The sequence below is a fragment of the Streptomyces sp. NPDC057253 genome (assembly GCF_042669125.1).
Taxonomy (GTDB): Bacteria; Actinomycetota; Actinomycetes; order Streptomycetales; family Streptomycetaceae; genus Streptomyces.
On the sequence record NZ_JBHUXV010000021.1, the window covers coordinates 60,211 to 79,324 of the forward strand.

General features: G+C 72.4%; 21 protein-coding genes. 13 read left to right on the plus strand and 8 right to left on the minus strand.

Features of this window, described 5'->3' with window-relative positions:
• Position 1 precedes the first annotated feature (1 nt).
• Both coaE and ACFULQ_RS14380 read left to right on the plus strand, forming a co-directional pair.
• A complete protein-coding gene (gene coaE / locus ACFULQ_RS14375) occupies positions 2–628 on the plus strand; it encodes a dephospho-CoA kinase (RefSeq protein ID WP_383542887.1) in 627 nt (208 codons plus the stop codon).
• Between the two features lie 50 nt (positions 629–678).
• Positions 679–1,059: a tetratricopeptide repeat protein gene (locus ACFULQ_RS14380; protein ID WP_020137550.1), complete on the plus strand. Its 381-nt coding sequence runs from the start codon at positions 679–681 to the stop codon at positions 1,057–1,059.
• 86 nt (positions 1,060–1,145) lie between these two features.
• On the opposite strand, the gene ACFULQ_RS14385 is transcribed toward ACFULQ_RS14380, so the two are convergent.
• Entirely contained in the window at positions 1,146–1,412 is a 267-nt protein-coding gene (locus tag ACFULQ_RS14385) for a DUF6343 family protein (RefSeq protein WP_383542890.1), read from the minus strand.
• Positions 1,413–1,486: 74 nt separating this feature from the next.
• Between ACFULQ_RS14385 and ACFULQ_RS14390 the strand changes: the two genes are divergently transcribed.
• Together ACFULQ_RS14390 and ACFULQ_RS14395 are read left to right on the plus strand one after the other, a co-directional pair.
• Positions 1,487–2,386, plus strand: a complete 900-nt coding sequence (locus ACFULQ_RS14390) for an acyltransferase domain-containing protein (RefSeq protein ID WP_383542892.1) — start codon at positions 1,487–1,489, stop codon at positions 2,384–2,386.
• A gap of 92 nt (positions 2,387–2,478) precedes the next feature.
• Positions 2,479–2,949 carry a DoxX family protein gene (locus ACFULQ_RS14395; protein ID WP_383542894.1) on the plus strand — a complete coding sequence of 157 codons (471 nt, stop codon included), beginning with the start codon at positions 2,479–2,481 and terminating at the stop codon, positions 2,947–2,949.
• Positions 2,950–3,150: 201 nt separating this feature from the next.
• On the opposite strand, the gene ACFULQ_RS14400 is transcribed toward ACFULQ_RS14395, so the two are convergent.
• Complete coding sequence (locus ACFULQ_RS14400) at positions 3,151–3,759, minus strand: RNA-binding S4 domain-containing protein (RefSeq protein WP_383542897.1); 609 nt, start codon at positions 3,757–3,759, stop codon at positions 3,151–3,153.
• Between the two features lie 65 nt (positions 3,760–3,824).
• Between ACFULQ_RS14400 and ACFULQ_RS14405 the strand changes: the two genes are divergently transcribed.
• Together ACFULQ_RS14405 and pip are read left to right on the plus strand one after the other, a co-directional pair.
• Positions 3,825–4,523: a uracil-DNA glycosylase gene (locus ACFULQ_RS14405; protein ID WP_383542901.1), complete on the plus strand. Its 699-nt coding sequence runs from the start codon at positions 3,825–3,827 to the stop codon at positions 4,521–4,523.
• Between the two features lie 43 nt (positions 4,524–4,566).
• Positions 4,567–5,529, plus strand: a complete 963-nt coding sequence (gene pip / locus ACFULQ_RS14410) for a prolyl aminopeptidase (RefSeq protein ID WP_383542904.1) — start codon at positions 4,567–4,569, stop codon at positions 5,527–5,529.
• Positions 5,530–5,570: 41 nt separating this feature from the next.
• Here pip and ACFULQ_RS14415 read toward each other — a convergent pair whose 3' ends face one another.
• Positions 5,571–6,239 carry a GntR family transcriptional regulator gene (locus ACFULQ_RS14415; RefSeq protein ID WP_383542907.1) on the minus strand — a complete coding sequence of 223 codons (669 nt, stop codon included), beginning with the start codon at positions 6,237–6,239 and terminating at the stop codon, positions 5,571–5,573.
• A 194-nt stretch (positions 6,240–6,433) separates the two neighbouring features.
• Between ACFULQ_RS14415 and ACFULQ_RS14420 the strand changes: the two genes are divergently transcribed.
• Positions 6,434–7,903, plus strand: a complete 1,470-nt coding sequence (locus ACFULQ_RS14420; RefSeq protein WP_383542909.1) for an NCS1 family nucleobase:cation symporter-1 — start codon at positions 6,434–6,436, stop codon at positions 7,901–7,903.
• A gap of 5 nt (positions 7,904–7,908) precedes the next feature.
• Complete coding sequence (locus ACFULQ_RS14425; RefSeq protein WP_383542912.1) at positions 7,909–8,646, plus strand: aspartate/glutamate racemase family protein; 738 nt, start codon at positions 7,909–7,911, stop codon at positions 8,644–8,646.
• A gap of 91 nt (positions 8,647–8,737) precedes the next feature.
• Here ACFULQ_RS14425 and ACFULQ_RS14430 read toward each other — a convergent pair whose 3' ends face one another.
• Genes ACFULQ_RS14430 through ACFULQ_RS14440 form a run of 3 tightly spaced genes read right to left on the minus strand, consistent with a single transcriptional unit; the run spans position 8,738 to position 10,265 of the window.
• Positions 8,738–9,187, minus strand: a complete 450-nt coding sequence (locus tag ACFULQ_RS14430) for a GNAT family N-acetyltransferase (RefSeq protein WP_383542914.1) — start codon at positions 9,185–9,187, stop codon at positions 8,738–8,740.
• The gene (locus tag ACFULQ_RS14435) at positions 9,184–9,609 is read right to left on the minus strand and encodes a RidA family protein (RefSeq protein WP_383542917.1); all 426 of its coding nucleotides are present in this window, start codon (positions 9,607–9,609) and stop codon (positions 9,184–9,186) included. The genes ACFULQ_RS14430 and ACFULQ_RS14435 overlap by 4 nt, the downstream gene beginning before the upstream one ends.
• Complete coding sequence (locus tag ACFULQ_RS14440; RefSeq protein WP_383542919.1) at positions 9,606–10,265, minus strand: hypothetical protein; 660 nt, start codon at positions 10,263–10,265, stop codon at positions 9,606–9,608. Before ACFULQ_RS14440 ends, ACFULQ_RS14435 begins: the two co-directional genes overlap by 4 nt.
• A gap of 125 nt (positions 10,266–10,390) precedes the next feature.
• Here ACFULQ_RS14440 and ACFULQ_RS14445 point away from each other — a divergent pair, with 125 nt between their 5' ends.
• Together ACFULQ_RS14445 and ACFULQ_RS14450 are read left to right on the plus strand one after the other, a co-directional pair.
• Entirely contained in the window at positions 10,391–11,155 is a 765-nt protein-coding gene (locus tag ACFULQ_RS14445; protein WP_383542922.1) for a nucleotidyltransferase domain-containing protein, read from the plus strand.
• A 220-nt stretch (positions 11,156–11,375) separates the two neighbouring features.
• Complete coding sequence (locus tag ACFULQ_RS14450; RefSeq protein WP_383543033.1) at positions 11,376–13,415, plus strand: FUSC family protein; 2,040 nt, start codon at positions 11,376–11,378, stop codon at positions 13,413–13,415.
• Between the two features lie 35 nt (positions 13,416–13,450).
• Here ACFULQ_RS14450 and ACFULQ_RS14455 read toward each other — a convergent pair whose 3' ends face one another.
• Positions 13,451–14,431: an endonuclease/exonuclease/phosphatase family protein gene (locus ACFULQ_RS14455; RefSeq protein WP_383542924.1), complete on the minus strand. Its 981-nt coding sequence runs from the start codon at positions 14,429–14,431 to the stop codon at positions 13,451–13,453.
• A 137-nt stretch (positions 14,432–14,568) separates the two neighbouring features.
• On the opposite strand from ACFULQ_RS14455, the gene ACFULQ_RS14460 reads away from it, so the two are divergent.
• The 3 genes from ACFULQ_RS14460 (at position 14,569) to ACFULQ_RS14470 (ending at position 17,110) form a co-directional block, all read left to right on the plus strand.
• On the plus strand, positions 14,569–15,921 hold the full coding sequence (locus ACFULQ_RS14460) for an amidohydrolase (protein ID WP_383542927.1): 1,353 nt from the start codon (positions 14,569–14,571) through the stop codon (positions 15,919–15,921).
• An 89-nt stretch (positions 15,922–16,010) separates the two neighbouring features.
• A complete protein-coding gene (locus ACFULQ_RS14465) occupies positions 16,011–16,754 on the plus strand; it encodes a DUF899 domain-containing protein (RefSeq protein WP_383542930.1) in 744 nt (247 codons plus the stop codon).
• A gap of 173 nt (positions 16,755–16,927) precedes the next feature.
• On the plus strand, positions 16,928–17,110 hold the full coding sequence (locus ACFULQ_RS14470; protein WP_383542933.1) for a hypothetical protein: 183 nt from the start codon (positions 16,928–16,930) through the stop codon (positions 17,108–17,110).
• A gap of 2 nt (positions 17,111–17,112) precedes the next feature.
• Here the strand turns inward: ACFULQ_RS14470 and ACFULQ_RS14475 are convergent, their stop codons facing one another.
• Positions 17,113–19,056 (minus strand): ABC transporter ATP-binding protein, encoded by a 1,944-nt coding sequence (locus ACFULQ_RS14475; protein WP_383542935.1) that lies wholly within the window; start codon positions 19,054–19,056, stop codon positions 17,113–17,115.
• Between the last annotated feature and the right edge of the window lie 58 nt (positions 19,057–19,114).

A 19,114-nucleotide genomic window follows, 5' to 3' on the forward strand; every position in this document is an offset into this window, starting at 1 on the left:
CATGTTGAAGGTGGGCCTGACCGGCGGTATCGGCGCCGGCAAGAGCGAGGTGTCGAGGCTGCTCGTGGAGCACGGCGCCGTCCTGATCGACGCGGACCGCATCGCACGCGAGGTCGTCGCGCCGGGCACGCCCGGCCTCGCCGCGGTCGTCCAGGCCTTCGGCGAGGAGGTGCTCGCCGCGGACGGTGGTCTCGACCGGCCGAAACTGGGCTCCATCGTCTTCGCCGACCCGGACAGGCTCGCCGTACTGAACTCGATCGTGCACCCCCTGGTGGGCGCCCGGTCCCGCGAGCTGGAGTCCGCCGCCGCCGAGGACGCGGTCGTCGTCCACGACGTCCCCCTCCTCGCGGAGAACTCCCTCGCCCCGCTCTACGACCTCGTGGTCGTCGTCGACGCGAGCCCCGCCACCCAGCTCGACCGGCTCGTGAGGCTCCGCGGCATGACCGAACAGGACGCACGCGCGCGTATGGCCGCCCAGGCGACGCGCGAGAAGCGCCTGGAGATCGCGGACATCGTGATCGACAACGACGTCCCGCTGGACGATCTGCGGCGACGCGTGCGGGAAGTGTGGGGCGATCTCGTACGGCGGGCGCGCGCGTCCCAGGGTTCCCAGGGGGCCCAGGAATAGCGTGGCCCGATCCGGGCGTTGAACCCTTCCAGTGAGGGAAGGACTGTGCCGTGCCCGAGACCAGCGGTTCGACCGGACGTACTCCGGAGACGCATGTCATCGACTTCCGCGCGGCGGAGCAGCTGCTCTCCGCGCGGGACCCGCGCGGCGCGGTGAAGCTGCTCGACTCCGTCATCGCCGCCCACCCGGAGAACACAGCGGCCCGGCTGCTGCGCGCGCGTGCCTTCTTCGCCGCCGCGCAACTGCGGCCCGCCGAACTGGAGTTCACCATCGTCCTGGAGCGCGAGCCGGACAACGCCTTCGCCCACTTCGCGCTCGCCCGCACCTATGAGCGACAGGGGCGGCCGGATCAGGCCAGGCGGCACTTCCGGCTGGCGGCCGCGCTGGACCCGAACCCGGAGTTCCTGAAGGCGGCACGCTTCGAGTCCTGAGGCGCCCGTGTTCGTGCCCACGCCCGTGCCCGTACGGACCGGCCGGGGCTATCGGTCGCGCCCGTGCCCGTACGGACCGGTCGGCGCTAGCCGTCGCGCCCGTCCGGTGGACGGTACGGCGGGATGTCCGGGCCCGGCTGGTAGTGCGGGCCCTGACGGATGTGCCGCAGGATCAGCGTCAGGTCGACGGTGATCACCAGCCACAGCGCACCGCAGGCGACGGCCCACCCGGGGCGTCCCGCCAGCGCGAACGCCGCCGTGCCGACGATCGTCCAGACCAGCCCCCACACGCTCAGCCAGAACCTCGCCCGCAGCGCACTGCGTGCTGTCGTCGGCTCACTGCCCGTACGCATCGGATCATCGCTCCTCCTGGCAACGTACTCTTCGGAACGGACGTCGACCAAGGGCCCGAGCAGGAGGTCACCGCGTGCTTCCGGACGCCGACGAACTGGCCGAGGTGCTGGTGGACCTCGCCGTACCGCACGAGGACGTGGGCGAACTCGTACGGATCGGCAGGCGGGTCGTCGACGACCCGGAGCTGCGGCGGTTCCTGGAGCACTGCGTCGACGAACTCGTCCGGGACATGGGGCGGGCCGACGACCCGGTCGTCCTGCCCGAGCTCGACTGGCCGGCCGGCGCCCTCCAACGCTGCTTCCCCGTCTACGTGTTCGTGGCGGCGCTGCCCCACACGCGCGCGTACCACCGCTCGCGCGGCATCCCGGCCGACGTCGCCCGGCGCACCCTCGCCGACCTCGGGCGGAACATGGCCGTGCACCGCAGGCGGTACGGCAGGGCGGGCGTGCAGTCGCCGCGCTGGCTGACCCGGCACTTCCGGGGCGAGCTGTACCAGCTGGGCCGGCTCCAGTTCGAGCGGACCCTGTACGGCCCCTGGAACAGGCGGGCGCTCGCTGGGGCCGGCCTCGACATCCCCTCGGGCACGCCCTGTCTGAGCCTGCACATCCCCGATTTCCTCGGCCCGCTGTCACCGTGGTCCTGCGACCGCTCGCTCGCCCTCGCCGCCGAGTTCTTCGGCAGGCACTACGCGGACGAGCCGCACCGGGTCGCGCTGTGCCATTCCTGGCTGCTCGACCCGCAGTTGAAGCAGTACCTGCCCGCCGACTCCAACATCGTCCGGTTCCAGGAACGGTTCCGGCTGGCCCCCGGGGTGGCGGAGCCGGAGGACACCGAGCCGGTGCAGTTCGTGTTCGGGGACCCGGAGTCGGCGGTGGAGAGCCTGCCGCGGCGGACCGCGCTGGAACGGGCGATCGGGGATCATCTGCGGTCCGGTGGCCACTGGTACATCGGGCGTGGCTGGTTTCCGCTGTAGCGCACAGTGGGCTGGCGCGGAGCGATGAGTTTCCGCGCGGGGGCGGGTCCAACTCTCCGACAGCAACGGACCGCTTCCCCCAGGAGACCCCGATGTCCGAGACCACCGCCCCCGTCACCCGCGCCGCCGCCTCCACCGTCGCCGGCTCCCAGGTCATCGCCGAGTCCTCGACCGCCCGCGGCCGCCGGGCCCGGATCGCCCTGCGCGTCCTCCAGGTCGTGCTCGCCCTGTTCTACGTCTTCGCGAGCGCGCTTCCCAAGCTGATCGCGCACCCCGCGGCAGCCGAGGCCTTCGACAAGATGGGCTGGGGCAGCGCGGGGATGTACATCATCGGCGCGCTCGAACTGGCCGGTGGGATCGCCCTGTTGGTCCCGGTCCTCCAGTCGGTGGCGGCCGTGGCGCTGAGCGGGCTGATGGTCGGCGCGTTCGTCGTCCAGCTCACCTCCTTCGACGGGGAGAACGCGGCGACCCCGATCATTCTGATCATCCCGCTGGCCCTGATCGCCTGGGCCCGCCGCCGGCACAACGCGGACCTGCTGCGGCTGGTGCGACGACGGGCGTGAGGCGCACTCCACGGCCACGGCGCCGGGGCCGGCCCTGCCCTTCGGGGAGGGGGCCGGTTTCGGCGTGGTGGCCGACGGGGTGTTGCCGCGGGACGCGGGATCGGTGGGCTCCTCGGCGGGCCCGGCACGGCCCGGTGGCCCGGCAGCGTGGAACGCCCGGCCCGGCACGGCCCGGCAGCCCCGCACGCCCGCTCAGCCGGTTCAGCTCCTCGGCTCACCCGATTCACGTGAGCCACTCGGGCCACTCGCGCCGCCCGGTCCGCCCGGTCCGCCCGGTCCGGCGAAGCGGCCGCGGCGGTTGCCCTCCGCGAGGCCGCGCAGCCGTTCCAGTTCCCGGCGGTCCCGCTTGGTGGGGCGGCCGGCGCCGCGGTCGCGGATGCCTGCCGGGGCGAAGGCCTCGCGGGGCGGCGGCGGGGGAGAGTTGTCGACGTAGCACTGCACGGCCACGGGGGCGCCGACCCGCTTGCGGATCAGGCGCTTGACGACGACGACCCGCTCCCGGCCCTCCTGCCGGACCCGCACCTCGTCGCCGACGCGCAACGAGTGGGCGGGCTTCACGCGCTCGCCGTTCACCTGCACATGCCCGCCCCGGCAGGCGGTGGCTCCTGCGGAACGGGTCTTGACCAGCCGTACGGACCAGATCCAGCTGTCGGTGCGCACAGTCTCGCCGTGCTGCGGCCCGGCCGCCTCCGCGGCGGCGATGGCGGCGACGACCTTCGGGTCGGGTGCCTCGGGGGCCCCGGCTTCGGGGGTGACGGCCTCGGGTGCCACGGCCCCGGTCTCGTTGTCGTCCGTACGTTCCACAGCCATGGCTCCGACCTTAGTACCCGGGACCGCGTACCCCCGCGGGCTTTTCCTGCCCGTACGGTGGAGTCGTGGACGCCCTCGCCGAGCTCGACCGTCGGATCGCGGACTGCCGGGCCTGTCCCCGGCTGGTCGACTGGCGGGAGGAGGTGGCCCGGACCAGGCGGGCCGCCTTCGCCGACTGGACGTACTGGGGGCGGCCGGTGCCCGGGTTCGGCCCCGCGGACGCGCGGATGCTGATCGTCGGGCTCGCTCCGGCCGCGCACGGCGGGAACCGCACGGGGCGGATGTTCACCGGTGACCGTTCCGGGGACGTGCTCTACCAGGCGCTCTACGACGTCGGGCTGGCCTCGCAGCCGACGGCCGTGACCGCCGATGACGGGCTGGAACTGTACGGGGTGCGGGTCACCTCGCCCGTGCACTGCGCGCCGCCCGCCAACAAGCCGACCCCAGGGGAGCGCGACACCTGCCGGCCCTGGCTGGTCCAGGAGCTGAACCTGCTGCGGCCGACGCTGCGGTCCGTCGTCGTGCTCGGCGCCTTCGGCTGGCAGGCGGCGCTGCCCGCGTTCGCGGCGGCCGGCTGGAGCGTGCCCCGGCCGCGGCCCGCCTTCGGACACGGGGTGCGCGTGCCGCTCGACGGCCTCGAACTCTTCGGCTGCTTCCACGTCAGCCAGCGCAACACCTTCACCGGGAAGCTCACGCCGGCGATGCTGCGGGAGGTGCTGGGCACGGCGGCCGAGGCGGCGGGACTGCGGGGCCGTACCGCTTGAAAACGGGGCGACGCCTTGGCCGTACGACGGTTAGGGTCGCCGGATGCCTCTGTACCCGGAGATCGAGCCGTACGACCACGGCATGCTCGACGTCGGCGACGGCAACCGCGTGTACTGGGAGACCTGCGGGAACCCGGAGGGCAAGCCGGCGGTGGTGCTGCACGGGGGGCCGGGGTCCGGGTGCACGCCGTGGGCGCGGCGGCTGTTCGACCCCGCCGCCTACCGGATCGTGCTGCTGGACCAGCGGGGTGCCGGGCGGTCCACGCCGCACGCGAGCGCGTACGACACCGACATGAGCGTCAACACGCTGCCTCGACTCCTCGCGGATCTGGAGCTGTTGCGACGGCATCTGGGGATCGAGCGGTGGCTGGTGTGGGGGCTGTCGTTCGGGTCGGTGCTGGGGCTGCGGTACGCGCAGACGCATCCTCAGGCCGTGACGGAGCTCGTGCTGACGGGCGTGGCGACCGGGTCCGACGCCGAGGTCGCCCTGCTGACCAGGGGATTGGGGAAGATCTTCCCCGAAGCCTTCGAGCGGTTCGTCGGCGAGCTGCCCCTCGCCGAGCGGGACGGGAACCTCGCCGCCGCGTACAACCGGTTGCTCCAGTCGCCCGACGCGGCGGTCCGTGAGCGGGCGGCGCGGGCCTGGACGGACTGGGAGACGGCGACGATTCCGGCCCCGCCCGGGTCGGTCGAGCGTTTCCAGGACCCGGTGTTCCGGATGGGCTTCGCGCGGACCGTCACCCACTACTGGGGCAACGGTCACTTCCTCGACGAGGACGGTGCCGTGCTGCGGGACGCGCCCCTGCTGACGGACGTGCCCGGCACCCTCGTGCAGGGCAGCCTCGACTTCGGCAACCTCCTCGGCACCGTCTGGCGGCTCCATCACGCCTGGCCGGGCAGCGAGTTGACGGTGATCGACGAGGCCGGGCACGGTCCCGGGACCCCGGGAACGGTCGATGCGCTGGTGGCGGCGACGGACAGGTACGCGCACGGCTGGACTCGCTAGGTCTGCTGGACCCGCTAGGCCTATTGGACCGGCTGGACCCGTTAGACCGGCTCGCCCGTGTCCTCGAACAACTGCCGTACCGTCGAGTCGTAGTTGGTCCGCACGTGCGCCAGCGCGTGGGCGCGGGCCCGGTCCGGGTCGCCGGAGGCGATGGCCTCGTACAACTCGCGGTGCTCCACCAGGAGTTGGGGCCACTCCTCGTTCCGCCGGGTCATCCAGCGCAGCCGCCCCGCGACCGGTTCCAGGGCCTCGACGAGCAGGCTGTTGCGGGCCATGGCCACGATGCTGTCGTGCAGCCGGCTGTTGATGTCGGTGATGGTCTCCGCGTCCCCCGCCTCGGTCGCGGCCGCCGCCTGGTCGAGGAGCCGCTCGACCTCGGCGAGGTCCTGCGGGGTGGCGCGGGCCGCGGCGAGCCCGGCGGCGTACACCTCCAGGGCCTCGCGCAGTTCGAAGAGCTCCTTGACGTCCTTCGGGGTCAGTCGCCGTACGACCGTGCGGCGCGGGGTCTCGAAGTGGACGAAGCCCTCGGCGACCAGGGCGCGGATCGCCTCGCGGACCGGCACCCGGGAGACCCCGAAGCGGTCGGCGAGCTCCCGCTCGACCAGCCGGTCGCCTGGGCGGATCCGGCCCGCGATGATCTCCTGCCGCAGGGTGGCCAGGACGCGTTCCCGGACGGCGCCGAGGGGCTCGATGTTCGTCGTGGAGCTCATGGAGCCATTTTCTCCGACGCGGGAGCCGTCGTGGACGCCGGAGCCGTTTTCTGGAGCCTTGCCGTTTTACGGAGCCTTAACAAACGCGACATCGGCCGGAACTCTTGACGGCGGGACTATGTCGGCAGTTTGGTATACCAAAACTGGATGCCAGGCGGCCGCCCTCTCCTCCTGTCCCCGTCCTTGGAGGCCCTGTGTCCCTCGCCGATCGTGCAGAAGTCACCGGCACACCAGCGTTCGTCCCCGACCCACGGCTCACCAACGAAGACCTCGCGCCCGCCGGCAAGCGGAACTGGAAGGTCTTCGACCTCTTCGCCATGTGGATGTCCGACGTCCACAACCTGGGCAACTACACCTTCGCGGCCGGTCTGCTGGTCCTCGGCATGAACGTCTGGCAGGTCTTCACCTCCCTGCTCGTCGGCTTCGTGCTCATCTACGTCGGCATGAACTGGATGGGGAAGATCGGCCAGCGCCACGGCGTGCCGTTCCCCGTGGTCAGCCGCATCAGCTTCGGTGTGTGGGGCGCCAACATCCCGGCCCTGATCCGGGCCGTGATCGCCATCATGTGGTACGGCATCCAGACCTACCTGGCCTCCGTCGCGGTCAACGTGATGCTGCTGGCCGCCTGGCCGGGACTGGAGTCCTGGACCCACAGCTCCTTCCTCGGCCTCGACGCGCTCGGCTGGGTCTCCTTCGTGTCGCTGTGGCTGATCCAGGCGCTGATCATCAGCCAGGGCATGGAGTCGGTCCGCAAGTTCCAGGACTTCTGCGGCCCGGCGATCTGGCTGGTCATGATCGCGCTCGCGGTCTGGGTGCTGGCCAAGGCCGGCTGGAGCATCTCGCTCACCACCACCCCGCACCCGGTCTCGGTCGGCGAGCAGTGGCGGCAGTGGTTCGGCGCGATCGGCCTGATCCTCGCCACCTACGGCACGCTGATGCTCAACTTCTGCGACTTCTCCCGCTTCGCGCCGGACTACAGGACCGTCCGCCGCGGCAACTTCTGGGGTCTGCCCATCAACTCCACGGCCTTCGTGGTCGTCTCCGTGATCGTCACCGCGGGCTCGCTGGAGGTCTGGGGCCAGGCCATCACCGACCCGGCCGAACTGGTCGCCAAGGTCGGCAACACCTGGGTGATGGTCCTGGGCGCGCTCACCTTCGCCATCGCCACCATGGGCGTCAACATCGTCGCCAACTTCGTCTCACCGGCGTACGACCTCGCCAACGTCTGGCCGCAGAAGATCACCTTCAGGATCGGCGGCATGATCAGCACGGTGGCGGCCCTGGTCGTGACCCCGTGGAACCTCTTCTCCAACCCCACGGTCGTCAACTACTTCCTCGGCGGTCTCGGCGCCTTCCTCGGCCCGCTGTTCGGCGTGATCATGCTCGACTACTACTGGGTCAAGAAGGGCCGAGTCGACGTCGACGAGCTGTTCAAGGCCGAGCCCGGCTCCCGCTACTACTACCGCAAGGGCGTCAACCCCAAGGCCCTGTGGGCGTTCCTGCCCGCGGCGGGCGTCGCCGGCGTCCTCGCCCTGGTGAAGACCTTCAGCGACGTGGCCCCGTACTCCTGGTTCATCGGTACGGCTCTCGCGGCCGGCCTGTACGCGCTGCTGTGCCGCAGCGAGCGAGCGGCTCGCCCGGTCCCCGAGGCTGTGGAGGTCTGAGAGACGTGCGGATCGTCGTCACCAACTGCAACACCACGCAGGAGATGACCGAGGAGATCGTACGAGGTGCCCGGGCCGCGGCAGGCCCGGGCACCACCGTGCTCGGGCTCACCCCCACCTGGGGCCCGGAGTCCGCGGAGGGCTGGCTCGACAGCTACCTCTCCGCGGCGGCGGTCATCGACCTGCTGCGCACGTACGAGGGTCCTTCCTACGACGCCGTCGTCATGGCCGGCTTCGGTGAGCACGGACGCGAGGGCGTCCGGGAGTTGGTGGACGTACCGGTCGTCGACATCACCGAGGCCGCCGCCCATCTGGCCTGTCTGCTCGGCCGCCGCTACGGCGTGGTGACCACGCTGGAGCGCTCCTGCGGGCAGATCGAGGACAGCCTGGAGCTGGCGGGGGTGGGCCGCAACTGCGCCGCCGTCGTCGGGACCGGGCTCGGGGTTCTCGACCTGGGCGACGCCGACCGCACGGAGGCCGCGTTCCTGGCCGCCGCGGAGCGGGTGCGGGAGGCGGGTGCGGAGGTGCTGGTGCTGGGGTGCGCGGGGATGACGGGGTTGCAGCGGACGGTGGCGGAGAAACTCGGCCTTCCCGTGGTGGACGGGGTGGGGGCGGCGGTGAAGCTGGCGGAGTCGCTGGTGGGGCTGGGGCTGACGACCAGCAGGGCGGGTGGGTATGCGAGGCCGGTGCCGAAACGACGGGTGTGGGGGTCGGGGTCGGGCTCGGGGTCGGGGTCGGGGTGATCGGGTCCGGTCCGGTCCGGTCGAGTCGGGTCGGCGACAGGTGCTGGGTGTGGGGTCGCCGTCGCGCCGATCGGGCTCGGGGTGATCGGCCTCAGGGGCGCCAGAGGTACCGCACGTCCGGTTCCCGTTCCTCGTTGTCGCTGCCGTCGGTGCGTTCGGTCTCGACGAAGCCGTGGCGTTCGTAGAAGCGGTGGGCGGGCTTGTTGACCTGGAAGGTCCACAGGCTCAGGCCCTTGGGACTGCGTTCCTTGGCGAGCGCGACGAACCGGTCGCCGATGCCGCGTCCCCGCCAGTCGGGGTCGAGATACAGCTGGGACAGCAGGTCGCCGGCAAGGACCATGAGCCCCACGACCCGTCCCTCCGCCACGGCCACCCACGTCTCGCGTTCCGGCACCACGACGTCCCGTATGTACGCGCGCACCTCGTCGTCGGACCGGGGCCGTACGACCGTCGGCAACGCGGCGGCGAAGGAGCGCAGATAGACGTCGGCCGTGGCGGCGGCGTCGGCGGCGGTGGCCCGGCGGATGAGGATCCCGCTCACCGCGATGCCTCGTCCGAGCCCGGTTCCGGGACGACCGCCGTGGCCGTGATCTCCACCAGCTGGCCGGTGTAGCCGAGGCAGGCGACCCCGATCAGCGTCGAGGAGTGCGGGCCGCTGCTCAGACCGGACGCCTCGACCACCTCCCACACGGTGGACAGCACCGCGGGCTCGCTGCTCACCACGTGCACGTCGGTCGCCAGCACGTGCTGCAAGTCGCTGCCCACGGCGTGCAGTTGCTCTCTCAGGTTCGCGATCACCTGCTCGGCCTGGCGCGCGGGATCCCCCTCACCGACCAGATTCCCCTCGGCGTCCAGCGGAACGGACCCGGCGAGGAAGGCGAGCCTGGTGCCGGCCTCGACGACGGAGGCGTGCGAGTAGGTGGGCGGCGGGAAGAGCGCCGGTGCGGTGACGCGCTGGATCACGTGGGCTCCTGTGACGAACGGCGGGCAACCTTTCGATCATCGGGGGCGGGCGGACCGGACCGCACCTGAATTTCCGGGCCCGACCGGCGTGCGCACTCCTGTGCGAGGTCCGGGTACGCCTGGGAGATGGACGCGAGGATCCTTCGCCGCAGCAGCTGTTCCGCGGCCGCGCGTCCGGTGCGGCCGGACAGCTCGACGAGGATGTCGTCGTAGCGGGCCAGCTGGTAGCAGAGGTAGTCAACCTTCCAGTGTTCGAGCGGGAAGTGCGGTGACCCGCCCTGGCGTTCGCGGTGCTCGACGGCGAGCGCCGTCAGTCTCTCCGGGGAGAGCACGGGCACCTCGATCGGTTCCGCCGCGATCCGCGCGAGCACCTCCCGCCGCCGACGCAGCGCCGCCTCCCGCACCGCGCCGGACCGCCGGACGGCCGCCGCCGAAACAGCCCTGAACTCCTCACTCCGCTCGACGGCCGCGACCCGCTCGACGCTGTAGAGCCGGGTCGGCGGGGCCGTACGGAAGCAGGGATTGGCCCGCCGCAGATCGGGCTCACCGAGCAGCCGGCGGATCATCCCGGCGGTCCAGCCACGGGCCCGCAGCCCGGCAGCCGAGAGATACGCGCGCCGCCCCCGCGGATCCTGATCCTGCCCATCCTTCGCCATCGCCGATCCCCCGTCGTCGTAACACTGAGTGACGACTCCATTCATAACGCGCACCACTGACAACGGCCCTGACGGCAGCGAGTAAATCCATGGAGCGGCGCCCCCGGCCTTCGTAGGCTGCGCCCATGTCCCCCCTCTCCGCCGATGCCGACTTCCTCGCCGCCACCGCCGACCGCCTCGCCGCCCTCCCCTCCGTCCGGGCCGTCGCCCTCGGCGGCTCTCGGGCCCAGGGCACCGCACGGCCGGACAGCGACTGGGACCTCGCGATCTACTACCGCGGCGACTTCGACCCCGCCGACCTGCGCGCGATCGGCTGGGACGGGGAGGTCTCCGAGGTCGGCGGGTGGGGCGGAGGGGTGTTCAACGGCGGTGCGTGGCTGACGATCGAGGGGCGTCGGGTCGACGTCCACTACCGCGATCTCGACGTGGTGGACAGGGAGTTGGCGCAGGCGCGGGAGGGCCGTTTCCGGGTGGAGCCGCTGCTGTTCCACCTCGCGGGAATCCCCACCTACCTGCTCGTGGCCGAACTCGCCGTCAACCAGGTCCTGCGCGGTGAGCTCCCCCGCCCGTCCGCCTACCCGGCCAAGCTCCGCACCTCCGCCGCCAAGCGCTGGCGCGACACCGCCCACCTCACCCTCACCTACGCCGAGGCCAACCACGCCCCGGCGGCCCGCCTCACCGAAACCGCGGGCGCGCTCGCCACGGCCGCCGCACAGATGGGCCACTCGGTGCTGGCGGCCCGGGGGGAGTGGGTGACGAACGAGAAGCGGCTGTTGGAGAGGGCCGGGCTGCGGGAGGTCGATCGGATCGTGGCGTCGCTGTCGGCAGAGCACGGGTCGGCCTTGCGCGCGGTCAGGGAGACACGGGAGTTGTTCGGCCGGGTGGGCTGAGGCGGTCGTGGAGCCGGTGTCGGCTCGTCGGCCGGGGTTGCGTTCATAAAGAACGTGGGGTTTGCATGCATCGTCACGCGTGGGTAACACAAGCGTTCCTGCGTCTCCAAGAGCGCGCTTTAACGTGGAGGCACAGTTCAGCGCTCGGCCACCGTCGCCCGAAGGCACACCCGCCGCCTCGCACGACGACAGGAGCCCCGTGTCCCGCCCCGCCGTACGGATGCATCTTCCGCCCTGGCTCGCTCACGCCCTCCGTGCTCAGCGGGGGCCGATTCCCTGGAGCGCGGTGGTGCGGGGGGCCCTGTCCGCCGGGCCGCTGCTGTTCGCCGGGGTGTGCGCCGACCGGATCCCGCTCGGTGTCGTCGCCGCCATCGCCGCCATGCTGGCCGGGATCAACGACCGGCCCGGGAGCCGGCGGGCCTCCGTGCGGCGGATCGGGGTGCCTGCGGTCGCCGGCGCCGTCGGGATGGCTCTCGGGACGTACGCCGGAGGGCACATCGGGGCCGTCGCCCTCACTCTTCTGCTCACCGTCGTCGGGCTCGTCGCCGGCGGTGTGAGCGCCGTCGGGCCCGTCGCCTCCGGCAGCGGTACGCAGTTGCTCGTCGGGGCGGCGATCGGGGCGGGCATGCCGCTGCCCGAGGAAGGGTGGCTGCGGGCCCTCGCCTACCTCGGCGGGGCCTGCTGGCTGCTCGCGCTGCGGCTCGCGCTCCCCACCCCCGGCGCCATCGCCGGGGACTTCCGCTTCGACGGGGAGCGGCACGCCGTGGCCGCCGTCTACGACGCGGTCGCCGGGCTCCTCGACGCCGCCGGGACCGACCGGGCCACCGAGCGGCGCGTCGCGCTCACCGCCGCCCTCGACCACGCGCAGGACGCCCTCACCGGCCCCCGGCTGCGGCGGTACGCCAGCTCCTCCGCCGAGCGGCGGCTGCACGCGCAGTACGCCGCCGCGCTGCCCCTCGCCGAGGCCGCCACCGCGCTCGCCTGGGCCGGGGAGGCGGTACCGGAACGGGCCTCCGCCGGACCCCGGCGGCTCGCCGTCGCCGTACGGGAGAACACGCTCACCGGACCGTTGCCCGCGCCCAGCCGGTCGGCTCCCGCGCTGCGGGCGCTCGACGACGCGCTGCTGCGGGCCGCCGAGGCCTTCGACCGGGGGCGGGGCGGGGATCTGCACACACGCCGGCTCAGCGGACGGGACGCGCTGCGGGCCGTCCTCGGCGCCGGCGGGCGGGAGTACGGGCTGCGGGTCGCCCTGTGCTTCGGGGCCAGCGCCGCGGTGGCGCAGGCGCTGCACCACTCCCACTGGTACGGGGAGCACGCGCACTGGTACTGGCTGCCCGCCACCACCGTCTTCCTCGTCAAGCCCGACCTCGGGCCGCTCGTCTCCAGAGTGCTGTGCCGGGCCGCGGGAACCGTCCTCGGGGCACTGGTCTTCGCCGGGTTCGCGCTCGTGCTGCCGCGGCCCGAGGGGCTCGTCGCGCTCGTCGCCGTCAGCGGGGCGCTCATCCCCGTGGCCACCCGGCACTTCGCCGCGCAGACCGCCGTCGTCACGGTCCTCGTCCTCGCGCTCGTCATGGTCGGCGGCGAGCCGCAGGCCTCCGCCAGCCGGATCACCGAGACCCTGCTCGCCTGCGCGATCGTGCTGATCGTGGGGCATCTGCCGATGCCGGGGCAGCGGGGCGGGGGAGTGCGGGCCCGGCTGACGGCGGCGGGCGGGGCGGCCGAGGCGTACCTCGCGCATGTCCTGCGGGAGGCGGAGGGGTCTGTCCGGCGGGGGGCAGTGGGGGCTGGTTCGCGGGACTCCGAGTGGTCCGGCTCGCGGGACTCCGGGGGATCTGGCTGGCGGGCCACCGAGGGATCTGGTTCGAGGGCGGCCGAGCGGTCTGTCCTGCGGGACACCGCACGCCCCGGCCCCGGCCAGACCCTGCCCCGGCCCGCCCCCACCGAAGACACCCGCCCCCTGCGCTGGACCCTCCGTCGCGAGGCCTACCGTGCGCTCGCCGAGGCCCGTGGTGCCATCGCCCTCGCCGCCGCCGAACTGCCCGCGCTCGCCCGGCACTCGGAGGGCGCCGATGAGATCGTCGTCGTCCTCGAACGGATCGTCGACACGACCACCGCGTGCGCCGTGCACCTCGACGACTCCGGGCGGCTCGCCCCCGAACAGGTCCGACGGCTCACCGAACTCCTCGACGAACTCCACCGACTCGACGAGGGCCACCGGCGCGTGGGGGTCCGGCTGCCCCAAGTCCCGCTCGCCGGTTAGGAGTCACACCCACCGGCGCACCCACCGGTCAGGCGTCACACCCGCACCCACACCGGTGCGTGGTCCGAGCCGGGCGTCCCCACCCGTTTCCTCGGGTCCTCGTCCACCGACGGCAGCTCCAGGGCGTCGTCCCGCTGCTCCGGCAGACCCGTCCCCGCCTCCACGATGCGGCGGGCCAGCCGGTGACTGAGCAGCACGTGGTCGATCAGCTCGGCGCGTCCGAAGCTGACCCGGGAGAAGCGGCGCTCCTCGGGTATGCGCGGGGCGATGTCCCACAGCCGGAACGGGTCGCCCAGGTCGGACTTGGCGAACGCGCGCGGCTTGTCGAGCTCGGAGCCGGGCGGGCCGAGCAGCATCTGGGTGGTGGCGGCGTTCACCACGTCGTTCATGTCGCCGAGGACGATCACGTCCCGCTTCGTCCCGGCGCCTTCGAGCAGGAAGTCCGCGACCGCGCGCAGGGTCGCCGCCTCGGCCGCCCGCCGATAGAGGGCGTAGGCGCCGAAACGGGCCCGCTCCGCCTCGTCGTGCGGCTGGAAGCGGCTCCTGTCCCCGGTGGCCGGGTAGGACAGCAGTTTCGACTTGAGATGGGCCACGGCCACCTGGAGCACCCCGTCCGCGGTGTCCGTCTCCACCGCGAGGAAGCCGCGGCTGGTCTCCCGGTCGTGCGGGTCCGGCGCGGGGTCGTCGTCGCCCTGTACCGGGCGCAGCAGGTCCGCGAACACATGGGTGTCCCGCCGTATCCGCAGCGGGGTGCGGCTCAGGAAGCCGACCCGGATGCCCCTGCGGTCGGCGTGCCGGGACAGCGCGATGTGCCACTCCCCGCCGATCGCCTTGGCCAGCTCGGCGAGCGCCTCCTCCTGTTTCACCTCCTGGACGCCCAGCAGCGTCGGGTCGAGCGCGGTGATCACGGAGGCCAGGGCCGCCACTTTCGCCTCGTACTCGGCCTCGGTCCTGGGAGCGCCGTCGCCGCTGCGCGGCAGCATCAGATTCTCAAGGTTCCAGGTGCCGACGAGCATGCCGGACCCCTTCCGAAAGGCGTACGACGGGCGGTGCTGAGGCCAGCGTGCACGCGCCGGCGCCGCCGCGACAGAGCGGCGACGGGGATGCGCGGTTCACCCACTGCGAGGGCACGACCGCGTCGTACGGTGCCTGTATGACGCCTTCTCCCGCAGGTCTCATCATCACCCGGTGCACGGTCCTCACGCACGACGATCAAGAGCGGGTCGGGTTCGTCGAGGACGCGGCGATCGTCGTACGGGACGGTGTCATCGCGTCGGTGACGAGCAGTGCGCAGGCGGCAGAGCTGCCCGCGGTGCAGCGCATCGACGCGCGGGGGCAGATCGCCCTTCCCGGGCTCGTCAACTGCCACACCCACGCGCCCATGGTCGCCCTGCGCGGGGTCGCGGAGGACCTGCCGACCGAGGAGTGGTTCAACGACGTGGTCTGGCCGATCGAGTCCAACCTCACCGAGAAGGACGTGGAGTTGGGGGCGCGGCTGGCCTGTGCCGAGATGATCAGGGGCGGTGTCACCTGCTTCGCCGACCACTACTTCTCGATGGACGCGGTCGCCGCGGTCGTCGACGAGTGCGGGATGCGCGCGCATCTCGGGCAGGCCTACTTCTCCTCGCAGGGGCCTCAAGGGCGGGAAGAGTCACTGGAGTTCGCGCTACGGCACCGCGGCGGCGCCGGTGGCCGCATCACCACGGCCCTCGCCCCGCACGCCCCCTACACCGTCGACGAGGCCGACCTCGCCGCGACCGCCGCACTCGCCCACGAGCACCGGCTCCCCGTCCATCTGCACGCCTCCGAGAACCGCGACCAGGCCGAGGCGAGCCTCGCCCGGCACGGCGTCACCCCCATCGAGGTGCTCCACCGCACCGGGATCCTCGACACGGACGTCCTGATCGCCCACGGCTCCGGGATCCTCGACCGCGACCTGCCGCTTCTCTCAAGTGCCGCCGCTCGTACGGCCGTTGCGACAGCCCCGCGCGGCTACCTCAAGTTCGCCTGGCCCACCACCACGCCCGTGCGCGCCCTGCGCGACATCGGCATCCCGGTCGGACTCGCCACCGACGGGGCCGCCTCCAACAACTCCCTCGACGTGTGGGAGTCGATGGCGCTCACCGCGCTCGTCCAGAAGTCGACGACCGGTGACCCGCGCTGGCTGACGTCCCGTCAAGCCCTGCACCACGCAAGCCTCCAGAGCGCCCGCGCGGTGGGCCTCGGCGACGTCGTCGGCAGCATCGCGCCCGGCCGCCGCGCCGACATCATCCTGGTCGACCTCACCGGCCCGCACACCCAGCCCGTCCACGACCTCGCCGCCACCCTGGTCCACAGCGCCCGCTCCTCCGACGTCCGCACCACGATCGTCGACGGCCGCGTGCTGATGCGGGACCGCGAACTGCTGACCATCGACGTGGGCGCCGTCGTGGCGGAGCTGGGGGAGCGGATGCCGGCGTTGCTGGACCGGAGCCACGGCGGGCGGATCCAGGAGTACGACACCTGAGCGACAGCAGAAATCTCCCGCGCCGGCGATGAGTTCCGTCCCCGCCCCCGGTCACCACTCGGGACGGACCGTTGCACAGGAGGGACCCCATGGCACTTCCGGAGATCGCCTCGCGAGAGGAATGGCGCGCCGCGCGCGCGGAGTTGCTGGTCAAGGAGAAGGCGGCCACGCGCGCGAGGGACGCGCTCAACGCCGAGCGGCGCCGGCTGCCCATGGTCGAGATCGAGGAGGAGTACGTCTTCGAGGGCGGTGACGGCAAGGCCACCCTGCTCGACCTCTTCGAGGGGCGCGGCCAACTCGTCGTCTACCACTTCATGTTCGCGCCCGAGTGGGACGCCGGGTGCCGCAGCTGCTCCGCCTTCCTCGACCAGGTCGGGCATCTGGCCCATCTGAAGGCACGGGGGACGACGTTCGCGGCCGTGTCGAGGGCGCCGTACACGAAGATCCTGCCGTTCAAGGCGCGGATGGGCTGGACCGTGCCCTGGTACTCGTCGTACGGCGGTCCCTTCAACCACGATTTCGAGGTCACTCTGAAAGCCGACGGGGCCGACGGGACCGACGGAGTCGATGGGGCCGACGGGGCCGACGGATTCGGTGGGGAGCAGGTCGAGCGGCCCGGGATCAGCTGCTTCCTCAGGGACGGGGACCGGGTCTTCCACACCTACTCGACCTACGAGCGCGGCCTCGACGGGCTCGGCTCGACCACCAGCTTCCTCGACCTCACCGCGCTGGGCCGGCAGGAGCAGTGGGAGGAACCCGAGGGGCGCGCGTCCGCTCTCGGGGCGCCGGCCGGCTCTGTGCGCATCAGGTATCACGACGAGTACGACTTCTGACACGGAAAGTAGCCAAAGTGACCGTTGAGTAACCGAACTCTCACGCTTCGCGCTGAACGCGTGTCAGCTACGTCTCAGTACGGCAACTGAGAGAGGCGATCGGGCCCTGGAAGGCGTTAACTCCTACAAGCGCTCCTACGGATGAGCGCAACGCTTTCTGGAGGTGCAGGGTGGTGAACGGGCGAACAGTGCTCGAACGCTTTCCCGCCGGCGGACCGCGAGGATCGTGGCCCGCGGAGGAGTTCGCGCAGGCGAGGCGTCTTGAGGGGATGCAGGCCGAGGTCGTCATGGACCTCGCGTCCGACATGTTCCTCGTGATCGTCCGCAGTGGAGAGGCGGCCGACGCCGTCGCATGAGGTCAGCCCGCCTCCTCGGCGGGCACCTTTGCCGTGAACTGCTCGGCCTGGAGCGCGTACAGCTCCGCGTAGACACCCCCGGAGGCCAGAAGCTCGTCGGGCGTGCCCGACTCCACGAGCCGCCCCTGCTCCAGCACATGCACCAGATCGGCGTGGCGCACGGACGCCAGCCGGTGGGTGATCAGGACGACCGTCTGACCGGTGCCGGCCAGGGCGCGGATCTTCTCGAAGACCTCCAGCTCGGCGCGGGCGTCCAGGGCGGCCGTCGGCTCGTCCACGATCAGGATGCGGCCGCTGCGGTAGGCGGCCCGGGCGATCCCGAGCCGCTGCCACTGTCCGCCGGACAGCTCGTGCCCACCGCTGAAGTTGCGGGCCAGCAGTGTGTCCAGGCCGCGCGGCAGGTCCTCCAGCACCTCCCCGGCCCCGGCCTCCGCGACCGCGCCCGACACCCGCTCCTCGGTGAGCGGCACCGAGGAGCGGCCCACCGCCACGTTGACCCGGGCGGTGAACGGCCACCGCTTGAAGTCCTGGGCGACCATCGCGACCCGCTCGGCGAGCAGCCGGCGGTCCGCCCGCGCCGCGTCCACGTCGTCCCACAGGATCCGGCCCCGGTCGGGTGCGTACAGTCCCGCAAGCAGTTTGACCAGCGTGGTCTTGCCCGAGCCGTTCTCGCCGACCAGCGCGACGATCTTGCCGAGCGGCAGGGTGAGCGTCACGTCGTCGAGGGCGGGGCGGGTCGCGTCACCCGGGTAGGTGAAGGAGACGTTCTCGAAGCGGATCTCGCGCGGGTCGTCCGGCAGCGCGACCCCGCCCACCGGGATCGCCCGCTCGGCGGCCTCCCGGTACAGCCGCTGGAGATCGCCGACGAACAGCGCGTCCTCGTGCAGCGCGTTCACCTCCATGACCAGCGTCTCCAGGCTCTGCGAGCCGGTGCGGATCGCGATCACGGCCGTACCGGCCACGGACAGCGCCATGGCTCCCCCCAGCAGCAGCCCGCCCAGCGTCGCGTACGTCGCCGCCGTCGCGAGGCCCGTCCAGGACGCCGCGATCAGCCCCGTGCGGGCCGCGAGGCGGGCCAGCCGGGCCTGCTCCGCCTCCGCCGTCTCTGCCATCGACCGGAAGTGCCGCAGCAGGAACGGGCCCACCCCGTGCACCCGGATCTCCGGCGCCGCCTCGGGCTCGATCAGCAGGGCACCGAGCAGTCGGCTCGCGCGGACGTGCTGCACCCAGGCGTGGTACCACTCGTACCGCCGTCGCGCGATGGTCAGCGCGCTCCACGCGCTCGGGATCGTCATCGTGACCAGCAGCGGCAGCAGCGCCGGATGCAGCACGGTCAGCACGCCCGCCGCCGCGATCATCGAGATCACCGCGTTGATCACCCGCGTGGCGCAGGGGATCATCCGGCGCGCCGAGCTCGCGCCGTACTGCGCGGTGTCCAGCAGCTTGTGGAAGGCGTGGTCCTCGATCGCGGCCAGCTCCACGGCCGCCGCCCGCTCCAGATAGCGCTCGGTCGCCACCCGCTCCACCTTGGGCTCCAGCCGCCCGGTGGCGTACGTCGACGCGGCCCGCAGCAGCGCCCCGACCAGCATCACCGCCGCCATGGTGACCAGCGCGGGTACGGCCCCCCGCAGCCGGTCCTCCAGCGGGCCCCCGCCGATCAGCCGGGCCAGCACACTGTTGACGGCGAGCAGACTCACGGCCTGCGCCAGGCCCCGGCCCACCTCGGCGGCCAGCACGGTCCGCGCCGCCGACCGGTCCGCCTGCCAGGCCAGCCGAAGACTGGCCGACAACAACGCCGGCAGCCGTACGACCATGGCCCGGAACCCCAGCTCCAGAAACGCGTCGGAGTGCGAGTTCCACCCCGCGTCGTACCGCAGCGGCCCCCCGAAGAGCAGCTGCTCGGACTCGGAGACACCGGGTTGCCCTGAGCCACGCCGCTTTCCCACCCGGACCTCCCCCGATCGTGGACGGGGCAACTATGGCGGGGCGGGCGGGGCTGGGGGC

What these genes read in the sequence shown, in the direction of transcription:
- coaE (WP_383542887.1), top strand. Translation starts at nt 2, where the DNA reads ATGTTGAAGGTGGGCCTGACCGGCGGTATCGGCGCCGGCAAGAGCGAG.
- ACFULQ_RS14385 (WP_383542890.1), bottom strand. Translation starts at nt 1,412, where the DNA reads ATGCGTACGGGCAGTGAGCCGACGACAGCACGCAGTGCGCTGCGGGCG.
- ACFULQ_RS14395 (WP_383542894.1), top strand. Translation starts at nt 2,479, where the DNA reads ATGTCCGAGACCACCGCCCCCGTCACCCGCGCCGCCGCCTCCACCGTC.
- ACFULQ_RS14400 (WP_383542897.1), bottom strand. Translation starts at nt 3,759, where the DNA reads ATGGCTGTGGAACGTACGGACGACAACGAGACCGGGGCCGTGGCACCC.
- pip (WP_383542904.1), top strand. Translation starts at nt 4,567, where the DNA reads ATGCCTCTGTACCCGGAGATCGAGCCGTACGACCACGGCATGCTCGAC.
- ACFULQ_RS14415 (WP_383542907.1), bottom strand. Translation starts at nt 6,239, where the DNA reads ATGAGCTCCACGACGAACATCGAGCCCCTCGGCGCCGTCCGGGAACGC.
- ACFULQ_RS14440 (WP_383542919.1), bottom strand. Translation starts at nt 10,265, where the DNA reads ATGGCGAAGGATGGGCAGGATCAGGATCCGCGGGGGCGGCGCGCGTAT.
- ACFULQ_RS14445 (WP_383542922.1), top strand. Translation starts at nt 10,391, where the DNA reads ATGTCCCCCCTCTCCGCCGATGCCGACTTCCTCGCCGCCACCGCCGAC.
- ACFULQ_RS14450 (WP_383543033.1), top strand. Translation starts at nt 11,376, where the DNA reads ATGCATCTTCCGCCCTGGCTCGCTCACGCCCTCCGTGCTCAGCGGGGG.
- ACFULQ_RS14455 (WP_383542924.1), bottom strand. Translation starts at nt 14,431, where the DNA reads ATGCTCGTCGGCACCTGGAACCTTGAGAATCTGATGCTGCCGCGCAGC.
- ACFULQ_RS14460 (WP_383542927.1), top strand. Translation starts at nt 14,569, where the DNA reads ATGACGCCTTCTCCCGCAGGTCTCATCATCACCCGGTGCACGGTCCTC.
- ACFULQ_RS14465 (WP_383542930.1), top strand. Translation starts at nt 16,011, where the DNA reads ATGGCACTTCCGGAGATCGCCTCGCGAGAGGAATGGCGCGCCGCGCGC.